Origin of the sequence: Pseudomonas sp. S49 (genome assembly GCF_009866785.1) — a bacterium.
GTDB lineage: Bacteria > Pseudomonadota > Gammaproteobacteria > Pseudomonadales > Pseudomonadaceae > Aquipseudomonas.
On sequence record NZ_CP019432.1, the window covers coordinates 6566966 to 6579918 of the forward strand.

Genomic DNA, 12953 nt, shown 5'->3' on the forward strand with positions numbered 1-12953 from the left:
CGCGTACATGACTGCTTCACTCGCTGACTGGAAAGGCGCCCCCGCCCCTACCGCCACCCTGCTCGAAGGTCGCTTTATTCGCCTGGAACGACTCGACCCGGCGCGTCACGGCAGCGAGCTGTTCGCCGCCCTCGAAGGCCCCGGCGCCGACCCGAAACTCTGGGATTACTTGCCCTACGGCCCGTTCCCGGAACGCAGCGTTTTCGACGCTTGGCTGAACAACCACGCGGCCGCCAGCGACCCGTATTTCTTCGCTGTCATCGACCGCGCCAGCGCTCAGGTGCAAGGCATCCTCAGCCTGATGTCGATCGTCCCGGCCCAGGGTCGCATCGAAATCGGCCACGTCACGTTCGGCGCGCCAATGCAGCGCTCGCCGAGAAGCACCGAAGCGGTGTACCTGCTGGCCAAGCATTCCTTCGACCTCGGCTACCGCCGCCTCGAATGGAAATGCAACAACGGCAATGCCCGCTCCAAGTACGCCGCCGAGCGTTTGGGTTTCAGCTTCGAAGGCGTGTTCCGCCAGCACATGGTGGTCAAGGGCCAGAATCGTGATACCGCGTGGTACTCGATTCTGGATGGCGAGTGGCCGGCGATTGCGGCAGGATTCGAGCGGTGGCTGTCGGATGAAAATCAGACGCCCGACGGGCAGGTGAAAGGCTTGGTCGAATGCCGATCGTGATTACCTGAAAAGCAAAAGATCGCAGCCTGCGGCAGCTCCTACACGGGATTGACGTTCACCCTGTAGGAGCTGCCGCAGGCTGCGATCTTTTGATCTGCGGTTACACCAGTTTCTGCGCAAGCACCGCGATGTGTTCCGGCCCGATCCCGCAGCAACCGCCCAAATGGCTGGCACCGCGCTGCTGCCAGTCAATCGCCCAATGCAGGTAACCCGGCGGATCCAGATCCTCGCGCAGCGGATCGAGTCCGTCGTTGGCCGTAGCTTCTTTTGGCTGCGGCGGAAACGCATTGGCGTAAGCACCAATGTTTATCTTCACCCCCAAACGTTCGAAAGTTTCACGCGCAGCATCAATCGCGGTGCCGATCACTTCCGGCTGACTGCAATTGAACAGCAACGTCTGCACGCCCAACTCAGCCGCCACCGCAGCCGCTTCGGCGACCGGCTCGCCAGAGCGCAGGCGCGGCACTTCATCGGTGTCTTCGTCCGTCAAGGTGAACGACAACCAGAACGGTTTGCCATCCTTCGGCAACCCCGCATGAATGGCACGCGCCTCGGCGATCGAACTCTGGGTTTCCGCCAGCCACAGATCAACGTGCGGTGCCAGGCCATTGACCAAGGGCGCCAGCAACTCGGTCACTCGTGCGGCCTCGAACAGATCCGGACGATAAGAGCCGAACAGCGGCGGCAATGAGCCGGCCACCCGCACGGATTTTCCCGAGGCCTGCACCGCACGCCGCGCCAGCTCACCGGCCAACGCGGCCAGCGCCTGCCCTTCGGCGGCGAAACGTTCTTCGCCAATATGGAACGGCACCACGGCATAACTGTTGGTGGTAATCACATTGGCGCCACTGGCGATATAAGCGGCATGTACCCCCTCAACCGCTTGCGGCGCCTCGCTCAACGCCAGCGCCGACCACTCCGGCTGGCGAAATGGCGCCCCGGCGCGCTGCAACTCACGGCCCATGCCGCCATCGAGAATAATCGTGCTGCCTGCGCCCATATGCTTTTCACTCATATGCTTATGAAAATAACTCACTATCAGAGTCGTTCTTATAACTATTTAATACGCACCATTCCGTTAAAAACAACCTCTTTTTTACCCAGGGATCGACTGTGAAATTTCAACCGCTACTGGCCCTGGGCCTGACGATTCTGGCCGCCTCCACGCAAGCCTTTGGTGGCACGACGCTGGACCGTATCGAGCAAAAGAAAGAACTGGTCGGCGTGCTGATGGAAAGCTATCCACCGTTCTCGTTTCTCAATGACCAGAACCAGCTCGATGGCTTCGACGTGGACGTCGCCAAAGCCGTGGCTGACAAGTTGGGTGTCAAGCTACGACTGGAAACGCCGTCCTGGGACGTCATTGCGGCGGGCCGCTGGAGCGGGCGCTACGATATCTGCATTTGCTCGATGACACCGAGCAAGGCCCGCGCCGAAGTGTTCGATTTCCCGGTCGAGTACTACGCTTCGCCGGCAGTGATCGTGGTCAACGCCAAGGATGAGCGGATTCACGACGCCAAGGATCTGAGTGGCAAAAAAGTCGGCCTCACCAGCGCGTCCAGTTACGAAAGCTATCTGAACAAGAACCTGGTCATTGAAGGTGCCGAGGACACGCAGCTGCAGTACCCGTTCGAAGATGTGCAGATCGCGCCGTACGACACCGACAACGTCGCCTTCCAGGATTTGGGCCTGGGCGCCGGCGTGCGCCTGGATGCCATCCTCACCAACCTCGTCACCGCGCAGCCTCGCCTTAACGAAGACAAACGCTTCAAACTGGCCGGCGCGCCGCTGTATTCGGAGCCGAACTCGGTGGCCATCGAGAAGGGTGACGCGCAATGGGACGCCAAAGTGCGCGAGGTGTTCGCGCAACTGAAACAGGACGGCACGCTGAGCAAGCTGTCGCAAAAATGGATCGGCGCTGATATCAGCCAATGACTTCTTTCCCGACACCGCCCCAGCCACCGCAACCGGTGGCTGAAACTCGCCTGCAACGGATGTTCGGGTTTCGTACGCGGCTGTACCTGACCTGGGCAACGCTGTTCTGCCTGTTCGCCGGGTTCTTCCTGAGCTTCGACCTGAAGTTCTCGATCATCCTCGACAAACTGCCCAATCTGGTCGGCCTGCACCTGGCGCCCAACGGCTTTTTGCAGGGCGCGGCGCTGACGCTTTTCCTCTGTGTGTGCTCGATTGTCGCCTCGTCCCTGCTGGGCTTCATCACCGCATTGGCACGCCTGTCGAAAAGCGCCGTGGCGTTCGGCATCGCCAGTTTTTACACCTCGTTCTTTCGCGGTACGCCACTGCTCATCCAGATCTTGCTGATCTATTTGGGCTTGCCGCAACTGGGCATCGTGCCCGGCGCCATCGTCGCGGGCATCATTGCCCTGTCACTGAACTACGGCGCCTATCTCAGCGAAATCTTTCGCGCCGGCATCCTCGGAGTCGACCACGGCCAACGCGAAGCTTCGCTGGCACTGGGGATGCGCGAGACAGTGATTTTCTGGCGCATCACCCTGCCGCAAGCCATGCGCACGATCATCCCGCCCACGACCAACCAGTTCATCTCGATGCTCAAGGACTCGTCGCTGATTTCGGTGATGGGCGTCTGGGAAGTGATGTTTCTCGCCCAGTCATACGGGCGCTCAAGCTACCGCTACATCGAAATGCTGACGACGGCGGCGATCATTTACTGGCTGATGTCGATTGGCCTGGAATTGATTCAGGCGCGCATGGAGCGGCATTACGGCAAGGCTTACGTGCGGCGGAGCTAGGGCGATCGGCACATTGCGGGCTGCGTCGGGTTTTAATTGATTTCTCGGCGAAGCCGCACGACGCCCATTTTCATCCCGAACAATCGGAATATTGAGTCCAACGACCTTAACGTTTGATTACCCTCAGCGTGCTCTATGTGTATCAACGTGCGGACCGAAATTTTGCACATCTTAGCGAATTGGATTTGATGCAGCCCTGTCACCTCCACTCGTAAACGGCGGACAGCTTCGCTGATTTCCAATGTCCCGTCGGCCAGCGCCTCTTGAATGCTTTCGATGAGCGCCATGCGTTCGAGAACTGTCATTACCATTTTCCTCTCCAATCTTCGAGCGCCGCATAAGGCTCAATAAACATTAATGGCGCGGGGATTCATTGATGTGATTGCTTCGGCGTTTGAATCAAACTTACTGCACCTAATGAGAGGAGCAGGCAAAAAAACTGCAACAAAATGCAGAAATTAATATGTTTCAGCGCCGAAGATGCAAAACAATGCAGATCAACCACCGACATCATTCTGTAAAAACCCTTCGCTATACAGGACGCCCCGCTTATAACAAGAAGGCCGTCCGACCATGCCGTTCCCGCCCCAGCGTCTGTCCCTTGCCATTGCCCTGTTGATCGCTGCTACATCGGCAAACGCTAAAACCGTGCAGATCGACACCGCCACCACTGCAGCGCAAACGCTGGGTGGTAGCGACACGTTGACGATTTCGGCGCCGGGCAGCATCACCAACAGCGGCAAGGCCGTGAGCCTGAAAGACAAGACCAGCGGTGCGGGTGTGGTGATCGATAACGCCGGCAAAATCGTTTCCACCGGCGGCCGGGCCATCGACAGCAGCGGCGACCTGACCCAGGCGCGCAACTACACGATCAACAACCGCAGCAGCGGGCAGATTCTCGGCGCCAACGACGCTTTGCGCATCGACAGTAACTTTATCAGCGGCAGCCTGTTGATCGACAACAGCGGCTTCATTCGTTCGACCACCGGCCAGGGGCTGGACCTCGATGCGCTGCGCAGTGACGGCGTTAAGACCACCATTATCAACCGCGCCGGCGGGCTGATTCGCGGCGACGCCAGTGACGGCATGAAGACCGGCGCCAACGCGAGCATTACCAACTACGGCGAGATTTCCACCGGCGATTCGCACAATGCCGACGAGAAGTTCGACGGCATTGATATCGACTCCGCCAGCGGTGTCAGCGTGACCAATTACGGAGTGATTTCCGCTGGCCGTCATGGCATCACCACCGACCTCGGCGCGACACTGGTCAACTACGGGCAGATCACCGGCCGCAACGGCTCCGGCTTCGGTTCCGACGGCGATGGCACGGTGATCAACCACGGCACCATTACTGGCGCTTACTCAGGCTTGCAAGCGAACGGTGACGGCGACGGCGTGGACATCGACAAGATCGCCCACATCGAAAACTACGGGACCATTCAGGGCGTCGGTGCCGGCGGTGTCGACAAGGGCGGTTTCGCTAACGGCAGCGAAGGTATCGCGCTGGGTGGCGGTTACATCCTCAACGCCAGCAACGCTTTGATCAGCGGTGCCGACAGCGCCATTCTGGTCGACGATGGCAGTGGCGGTTCGGGGCTGGCGGCGACCACTCTGGAAAACTTCGGCACCATTCAAGGCCTCAACGGTTTCGGCGTGAAGCTCGTCGGCGAGTTCGCCGACAGCGTCATCAACGGCGGCACGATCAGTGGTAGCAATGGCCTGGCGCTGGATCTAGGTGGCGGCAACGACAGTCTGACCCTGCGCAACGGCAGTCGCTTTGTCGGCGTGGTGGATGGCGGCAGCGGTTACGACCGGGTGGTGATGGACGATGCGGCCGGTGGCAGCTTCGGCGCCAGTCGCAACTTCGAATGGCTCGAGGTCAAGCAAGGCGCCTGGACGCTGACCGGCCATGATGATTTCAGCGATGGCGGCGCAGTGCGCAACGGCGCAACCCTGGTCAACCAAGGCAGCATCGCCGGCAACCTGACCGTGGATGCCGGCGGTGTGTATGCCGGTGGCGGTTCGGTGGGCAACCTCAACGTCAACGGCACGTTGCGCACCGACACCCGCCTCGGTCGCGCAACCATCGTTCGCGATTTGAACATGGCCAGCACAGCCACCCTCGCTTACGGCGTCAACGCCGATGGCAGCAGCGCACCGGTACAGGTCGGCGGCATCGCCAACCTCAATGGCGCAACGCTCGCGGTGAATCCCGGCAGCGGCACGTATCCATGGCAGAGCCATTACACCGTGCTGCAAGCGGCGCAGGTCAACGGCACCTTCGGCAAGGTCAGCAGCGACTATGCGTTCCTCACTCCAACCCTCGCCTACACACCCACCCAGGTCGATCTGACCTACACCCGCAATGACGTGGCTTTCAACGAGTTCGCCGCGACCGGCAACGGTACAAACGCCGCCAACAGCCTGGCCTCAATCGGTAAAAACAGCGCGCTGTACAACGCCTTGCTCAATACCAGCCAAAGCAGCGCTGGCGCGGCGATCGAGCAGTTGGCCGGTACGAGCAACGCCAACCTGACCAGCGCCACCCTCGGCGCCAGCAGTCAGGTCGGCAGCAGCATGCTCTCGGCCATGCAGCAAGTGGGCGGCAACCCGGGACTGATGGTCGGTCTCGATCAGCGTGACACCCCCGTGCTGGCGGCCAATGGCGTGCCGTCCGAAGCACGCAATCTGAATGACCCGAACGCTCGCGGCCGGCTCTGGCTGCAAGGCATCGGCGGCTACGGCAAACTCGATGGCGAGCACGGCAATAGTGGTCTGGAGCAACGCACCAAGGGCAGCGTGCTGGGCGCCGACTGGTCACTGAACCCGGCGTGGCGTCTGGGCGTACTGGGCGGCTATTCGAAAACCGATCTGGATGCGACCGGCGTCGACGGCAACGTCGAGAGCTGGCACGCCGGTGTCTATGCGCTGCATCAAAACGGCCCGATCGCCGTGCGCCTCGGCGCGGCGTACAGCGGCCATCAAGGTGAAAGCAAACGCACCATCGCCTTCAATGGTTTCAGCGACCGCCCGAAAGGCGATTACGACGCCGACAGCCAGCAAGCCTTCGCCGAAGTCGGCTACGCCATGGGCAGTGGCCGGCTCAGTGCCGAGCCGTTCGCCAGCCTCGGTTATCAGCGCTACCACCGCGACCGCTACCAGGAAAAAGGTGGCGCCGCCGCGCTGCAAGTCGACAGCCAGACCCAGGACAACTTCAGCAGCACCTTCGGCCTGCGCCTGGCGCACTTGAGCAGCCTCGACAACGGCATGAGCGTGACACCGCGCATGGCCGCTGGCTGGAAACACACTTACGGCGATGTCGGCAGCTCGACGCGTCAGGCATTTGTGACCGGCGGCACGGCGTTCAGTGTCGATGGCAGCTCGCTGGATCGCGACAGCCTGGTACTCGAAGCCGGGCTGGATGTGGGGATTTCCGCGCGGCATACGCTGGGTGTGGGATACAGCGGTGAGATCGGCAGCAACAGTCGCAATCACGGCTTGATCGGGCAGTGGCAGATGAGTTTTTGAGGGTTGAACAGCCGGCGGGGTCTTGATTGGTTGTAGGAAAAGGAGGCGCTGCGGCCGAGTAAAAAACCTGGTTGCGGATCTCGCGGTCATTTTCTACAAAACGATGCGATGTCGCCTGCAAGCCTGCGGGAAGCAGCCGACATCGGATTTTTTGGGGCATCAATAGAGTTGGGTCTCCTTTCAGAAAAGGCCCCACCTGATGCCCCTTCAACACACTTTCAAACCAAAACACTTGGCTTTGGCCATTTCGCTGGCTCTGGGTTGCGTAGCGTTCGCCAACGCTCAGCAACCCTCTGAAGTCGCTGATTCACCCGCAATAATGGATGCTGCAGAATCGTCCGAAACCAGCCATAAAGAAATGGCGCTTGAACGACTCAGGGCATTTCTCACTGCCCCAAGTACGGTGCCCATCGCTTTTGAAACCCCTGAAAAAACTTTTAAAGGTACCGCTGTAAACGATCTGATCACGCTCACGGACGGCGCAAGCTTTACGGGCCTGCTGGATGGTGGCGAGGGGGATAACGTCCTCTTTTTGAATGCCGCTGAAGGCGGAGAGTTGAAAGACACACGTAACTTCAACGGTCTGTTTCTCGCTCGAGGAGCCTGGACGTCGAGTTCCAAGGGAGACTTCAAGGAAGGTGTGCTGGTGAACAGTGGTACCGCTCTGAACAACTTGGGAAGCATCAAGGGCGACGTCTATGTCGCAAGGGGTGGCAGCTTTGCAGGTAAAGGTGCGGTGGGAGGCTTGGAGGTCGACGGCCTGCTTACCGTCAATGGAGCGCTAGGCAGTCCGCGAGTCAAAGGAAATTTGCGCCTGTCTCCAACCGCCGAACTGGCTTACGAGGTCACTCCCGATGGCAGTCAAACGATCAAAGTCGATGGCACCGCCAGGCTGGAAGGCGCCACTCTGAATGTCGTTGCCGCTCCGGGAGACTATCCGCCAAGCAAACAGTACAAAATCATCGAAGCCGGCAATGTGGAAGGTGAGTTCGGTAAGGTCCTTAACAACCTCGCCTTCATGACCGCCACACCTCAATACAACAAAAAATCCGTAGGGCTGGCTTACGCCCGTAACGGTGAGCCGCTTGCAAGCGTTGCCACGACAGGCAACGGTCGTTCGGTTGCCGACAGCATTGTCGAACCACAAGCGCCTGCGCCATTCGCAACGCCAACGCCAACGCCAACGCCATTGACGGCATCCGCACCAGTTCCAGTTCCAGTTCCAGTTCCGACGTCAGCATCGACTCTCGTTGCAGAGTCCGCCCCATCGCCAGTGCAGGACGAACCTCTGACTGCACAAGTTAACGAGACCGCCGAACAGCCCGCTCCTGCGCCACTTAAACCCACAAACGCAGCAGTCGCCGCGTTGCTGACCAGTGACAAAACCACCGCCCCCGTCGCCATCGAACAACTCGCCGCCAGCAGCAATGCCAATCTCGCCAAAGCCACGCTGAGCAGCATCACTCCGGTGAGCGCGAGCATGCTCTCGGCCATGCAGCAACTGAATAGCCGTTACGGTTCGGCCTACGGTTCCGGCAACTCACCGCGTCAGGCCGCCGGCGGCGCGGATTCCGGGCGGGTGTGGATTCAGGCGCTCGGCCATGGCGGCAAGGTCGATCGCGGGTTCGACAGCACGCTCAAACACGCCACTCAAGGTCTGGTCATGGGCGCCGACTGGCGGCTCGATGAACAATGGCACATCGGCCTGGTCGGCGGTAAATCGCAGACCAGACTCGACGCCCGGCAATACGATGGCGACCTCGACAGCTGGCATCTCGGGGTCTACGCCGTGCGTCAGGATGGACCGTTCTCACTGCGTCTCGGGGCGACCTATGCCAGTCATGATGGCGACAGCAAACGTCGTGTGGCTTTTAACGGGTTCAGTGATCGCCTCAAGGGCAATTACGACGCCAACACTCAGCAAGCCTTTGCCGAACTGGCGGTCAATGTTGGCCGGCACAACGCGACGCTCGAACCGTTCGCCAGCCTCGGCTATCAGCGCTACCAGCGCGACAGCTACAGCGAAAAAGGCGGGGACGCGGCACTGAAAGTCTTCGGACAAACCCGCGACAACCTCAGCAGCACCTTCGGTCTGCGTACGGCGAAAATCACTCGACTGGATAACGGCATGACGCTGACGCCGCGATTCAGTGCCGGCTGGAAGCACACCTTTGGCGAGATTGAAAACGACACCCGCCAGCAACTGGTCAAGGGTGGCAAACGCTTTGAAATTGCCGGTGCCGCGCTGGATCGAAACAGCCTGTCCTTGGATGCAGGCCTCGATCTCGGACTGTCTGCCAATCACACGGTCGGTGTTGGTCTCACCGGTGAAGTGGCCACTGACAGCCGCACCCACGGCGTGATGGGCCAATGGCGCATGGCGTTCTAACTGACACAACACTCTTTGTAGGAGCTGCCGAAGGCTGCGATCTTTTGATCTTGTTTAATGAACTGCAAACAACATCGAAAGATCGCAGCCTTCGGCAGCTCCTACAGGGTTAAAAACGCAAAAAAAAAGGGGAGCACATGCCCCCCCGAGGTTTAAAGCGTTGGATCGCGGCCGTTATCTCAGCCTTCGATCTCGATCAGGATTTCGCCCGGATTGACCCGATCACCCTTGGCCACATGAATCGCGGTGACCTTGCCGGCAATCGCGGCCTGGACTTCGGTTTCCATCTTCATCGCTTCGGTGATCAGCACCGCCTGGCCCGCCTTGACGGTGTCGCCCTCCTTGACCAGCACATCGACGATGTTGCCCGGCATGGTAGTGCTGACATGGCCTGGTGCAGACGCTTGCTTACGCTTGCTGCTGCCACCGCCGACGAATTCGTTGAGCGGTTCGAACACCACTTCTTCCGGCATGCCGTCGATGGACAGGTAGAAGTGACGCTTGCCTTCAGCCTTGACGCCGACACCAGTGATGTCGACGCGGTAGGTTTCGCCGTGAACGTCGATGACGAACTCGGTCGGCACGCCTTCGCCGCCAGCCTTGGTCACACCGCCCGCTTCCGGAATCGGCAGCAGCACTTCCGGCGTCAGGGTGCCGGCAGCACGCTCTTCGAGGAACTTGCGGCCGATGTCCGGGAACATGGCGAAGGTCAGCACGTCTTCTTCCGACTTGGCCAGTGCGCCGATGTCGGCACGCAGCTTGGTCATTTCCGGCTTGAGCAGATCGGCCGGACGCACATCGATGACCTCTTCGCTGCCGATGGCCTGACGACGCAGTTTTTCGTTGACCACGCCCGGCGCCTTGCCGTAGCCGCCCTGCAGGTACAGCTTCACTTCGTTGGTGATGGTCTTGTAGCGCTCGCCGGCCAGCACGTTGAAGAACGCCTGGGTGCCGACGATCTGCGAAGTCGGGGTCACCAGCGGCGGGAAGCCGAGGTCTTCACGCACGCGCGGGATTTCCGCGAGCACTTCGGCCATACGGTTGAGGGCGCCCTGCTCTTTCAACTGGTTGGCGAGGTTGGAGATCATCCCGCCCGGCACCTGGTTGACTTGCACGCGGGTGTCGACGGCAGTGAATTCGCTTTCGAACTGGTGGTACTTCTTGCGCACGGCGTAGAAGTACAAGCCGATCTCTTGCAGCAGCTCAAGGTTCAGACCGGTGTCGTACTCGGTGCCCTTGAGCGCAGCGACCATCGACTCGGTGCCTGGGTGGCTGGTGCCCGAAGCGAAGCTGGAGATCGCGGTGTCGATGTGGTCGGCGCCGTTTTCGATCGCCTTGAGCTGGCACATGGTCGCCAGACCCGCCGTGTCGTGCGAGTGGATGAACACCGGCAGCGACTGCTCGCTTTTCAACGCGCGGACCAGTTCGCCAGTGGCGTAAGGGGTCAGCAGACCGGCCATGTCCTTGATCGCCACCGAGTCGCACCCCATGGCTTCCATCTGCTTGGCTTGCGCCACGAACGCATCAATGGTGTGCACCGGGCTGGTGGTGTAGGCGATGGTGCCTTGGGCATGTTTACCGGCAGCTTTCACCGCTTCGATGGCCACGCGCAGGTTACGCACGTCGTTCATCGCGTCGAAGATACGGAACACGTCGATGCCATTCACCGCAGCCTTGGCGACGAAGGCTTTGACCACGTCGTCGCTGTAGTGGCGGTAGCCCAGCAGGTTCTGCCCGCGCAGGAGCATTTGCAGGCGGGTGTTAGGCAGTGCCGCGCGCAGTTGGCGCAGACGCTCCCACGGGTCTTCTTTCAGAAAGCGTACGCAGGCGTCGAACGTCGCGCCGCCCCAGCATTCCAGCGACCAGTAGCCGACTTTGTCGAGCTTGTCGCAGATTGGCAGCATGTCTTCAGTGCGCATGCGGGTGGCGAGCAGCGATTGGTGAGCGTCGCGCAGGATGGTATCGGTGACAAAGATCTTCTTGGACATTGTTGTATTCCTCACAGGCCTGCGTGGGCGGCGATGGCGGCGGCGATGGCCAGGGCCAGCTCTTCGGGTTTGCGCTTGATCGAGTAGTTGGTCAGTTCCGGGTGGCTTTCAACGAAGCTGGTATTGAACTGGCCGCTACGGAATTCCGGGTTGCGCAGGATTTCCTGGTAGTACGCGGCGGTGGTCTTCACGCCCTGCAGACGCATGTCGTCCAGCGCACGCAGGCCACGGTCCATCGCCTCTTCCCAAGTCAGTGCCCAGACCACCAGTTTCAGGCACATCGAGTCGTAGAACGGCGGGATGGTGTAGCCGGTATAGATCGCTGTATCGGTGCGCACACCCGGTCCGCCGGGGGCGTAATAACGGGTGATCTTGCCGAAGCTCGGCAGGAAGTTATTCTTCGGGTCTTCGGCGTTGATGCGGAACTGCAACGCGAAACCACGGTGCTGAATGTCTTCCTGCTTCACCGACAACGGCAGGCCGGAGGCGATGCGAATCTGTTCGCGGACGATGTCGATCCCGGTGATTTCTTCGGTGATGGTGTGCTCCACCTGCACCCGGGTGTTCATCTCCATGAAGTACACCTCGCCCTCGGCGAGCAGAAACTCCACAGTACCGGCGTTCTCGTAACCGACAGCCTTGGCCGCACGCACCGACAGGTCGCCGATGTAGGCGCGCTGTTCCGGGGTCAGTTGCGGGCTCGGGGCGATTTCAATGAGTTTCTGGTTGCGGCGCTGGATCGAGCAGTCACGCTCGAACAGGTGCACGACATTGCCAAAGCTGTCGCCAAGGATCTGCGCTTCGATGTGCTTGGGATTGACGATGCATTTTTCCAGGAACACTTCGGCAGAACCGAACGCCTTGGTCGCTTCGGAAATCACCCGAGGGAAATTCTGTTCAAGTTCTTCGCGGCTGTTGCAGCGACGGATACCGCGACCACCACCACCGGAAGTGGCTTTGAGCATCACCGGGTAACCGATACGGTCGCCCTCGGCCAAGGCCTCTTCGATGTCGGCCACATTGCCTTCGGTGCCCGGCGTCACCGGTACGCCCGCCTTGATCATGCTGCGGCGCGCTTCGGTCTTGTCGCCCATGCGGCGGATGACTTCTGCCGACGGGCCAATGAATTTGATCCCGCGCTCGGCGCAGATGTCAGCCAGTTCAGCGTTTTCCGAGAGGAAACCGTAACCGGGATGCAGTGCATCGCAACCGGTTTCGACGGCGAGGTTCACCAGCTTGCGCGGGTTCAGGTAACCGGCCAGTGGCTCGGCACCGATGCTATGGGCCTCGTCCGCACGCTTCACATGAAGTGCATGGCGGTCGGCGTCGGAGAAAATCGCAACCGAGCGAATGCCCATTTCGGCGCAGGCTCGCACGATTCGTACGGCAATCTCACCACGGTTGGCGATCAGGATCTTTGTTATCACTTGGAGGTTCCCTTGAGCCGGTGGCACCACGACCTGCTAGACCCAGGTCGACGCGTGACCAAATGTTTCAATTTAGTCGCAGGTCCACACTAGCGCTCATGAGGGATTAACAAAAATGAATAAAAATTGGGTCAGGCATAAGTAAAGACTTATAGTTAAACGACAAGCCCG

Annotated in this window: 9 protein-coding genes; 5 read left to right on the top strand and 4 right to left on the bottom strand. The window is 60.1% G+C overall.

Going from position 1 to position 12953, the window contains the following annotated elements:
- Window positions 1–7 precede the first annotated feature (7 nt).
- Window positions 8–679, top strand: coding sequence for a GNAT family protein (locus PspS49_RS29225; RefSeq protein ID WP_127930283.1), 672 nt, complete (start codon window positions 8–10; stop codon window positions 677–679).
- 100 nt (window positions 680–779) lie between these two features.
- On the opposite strand, the gene PspS49_RS29230 is transcribed toward PspS49_RS29225, so the two are convergent.
- Window positions 780–1679, bottom strand: a complete 900-nt coding sequence (locus PspS49_RS29230) for a homocysteine S-methyltransferase family protein (RefSeq protein WP_160042388.1) — start codon at window positions 1677–1679, stop codon at window positions 780–782.
- A gap of 113 nt (window positions 1680–1792) precedes the next feature.
- Here PspS49_RS29230 and PspS49_RS29235 point away from each other — a divergent pair, with 113 nt between their 5' ends.
- Complete coding sequence (locus PspS49_RS29235; protein ID WP_127930285.1) at window positions 1793–2614, top strand: ABC transporter substrate-binding protein; 822 nt, start codon at window positions 1793–1795, stop codon at window positions 2612–2614.
- The gene (locus PspS49_RS29240) at window positions 2611–3447 is read left to right on the top strand and encodes an amino acid ABC transporter permease (protein ID WP_160042390.1); all 837 of its coding nucleotides are present in this window, start codon (window positions 2611–2613) and stop codon (window positions 3445–3447) included. Before PspS49_RS29235 ends, PspS49_RS29240 begins: the two co-directional genes overlap by 4 nt.
- 32 nt (window positions 3448–3479) lie before the next feature.
- Here PspS49_RS29240 and PspS49_RS29245 read toward each other — a convergent pair whose 3' ends face one another.
- Window positions 3480–3758 carry a transcriptional regulator gene (locus PspS49_RS29245; RefSeq protein WP_127930287.1) on the bottom strand — a complete coding sequence of 93 codons (279 nt, stop codon included), beginning with the start codon at window positions 3756–3758 and terminating at the stop codon, window positions 3480–3482.
- A 262-nt stretch (window positions 3759–4020) separates the two neighbouring features.
- Between PspS49_RS29245 and PspS49_RS29250 the strand changes: the two genes are divergently transcribed.
- The gene (locus tag PspS49_RS29250; RefSeq protein ID WP_160042392.1) at window positions 4021–6978 is read left to right on the top strand and encodes an autotransporter domain-containing protein; all 2958 of its coding nucleotides are present in this window, start codon (window positions 4021–4023) and stop codon (window positions 6976–6978) included.
- A 199-nt stretch (window positions 6979–7177) separates the two neighbouring features.
- Entirely contained in the window at window positions 7178–9367 is a 2190-nt protein-coding gene (locus tag PspS49_RS29255) for an autotransporter outer membrane beta-barrel domain-containing protein (RefSeq protein ID WP_160042394.1), read from the top strand.
- 179 nt (window positions 9368–9546) lie between these two features.
- Here the strand turns inward: PspS49_RS29255 and oadA are convergent, their stop codons facing one another.
- Both oadA and PspS49_RS29265 read right to left on the bottom strand, forming a co-directional pair.
- A complete protein-coding gene (oadA, locus tag PspS49_RS29260) occupies window positions 9547–11355 on the bottom strand; it encodes a sodium-extruding oxaloacetate decarboxylase subunit alpha (RefSeq protein ID WP_160042396.1) in 1809 nt (602 codons plus the stop codon).
- Window positions 11356–11366: 11 nt separating this feature from the next.
- Window positions 11367–12782, bottom strand: a complete 1416-nt coding sequence (locus PspS49_RS29265; protein ID WP_025112637.1) for an acetyl-CoA carboxylase biotin carboxylase subunit — start codon at window positions 12780–12782, stop codon at window positions 11367–11369.
- Window positions 12783–12953 lie beyond the last annotated feature (171 nt).

Excerpts from the sequence above, each read along its gene's own strand:
- oadA (WP_160042396.1), bottom strand. The coding sequence starts at position 11,355 with ATGTCCAAGAAGATCTTTGTCACCGATACCATCCTGCGCGACGCTCAC.
- PspS49_RS29255 (WP_160042394.1), top strand. The coding sequence starts at position 7,178 with ATGCCCCTTCAACACACTTTCAAACCAAAACACTTGGCTTTGGCCATT.
- PspS49_RS29245 (WP_127930287.1), bottom strand. The coding sequence starts at position 3,758 with ATGGTAATGACAGTTCTCGAACGCATGGCGCTCATCGAAAGCATTCAA.
- PspS49_RS29225 (WP_127930283.1), top strand. The coding sequence starts at position 8 with ATGACTGCTTCACTCGCTGACTGGAAAGGCGCCCCCGCCCCTACCGCC.
- PspS49_RS29250 (WP_160042392.1), top strand. The coding sequence starts at position 4,021 with ATGCCGTTCCCGCCCCAGCGTCTGTCCCTTGCCATTGCCCTGTTGATC.
- PspS49_RS29230 (WP_160042388.1), bottom strand. The coding sequence starts at position 1,679 with ATGGGCGCAGGCAGCACGATTATTCTCGATGGCGGCATGGGCCGTGAG.
- PspS49_RS29240 (WP_160042390.1), top strand. The coding sequence starts at position 2,611 with ATGACTTCTTTCCCGACACCGCCCCAGCCACCGCAACCGGTGGCTGAA.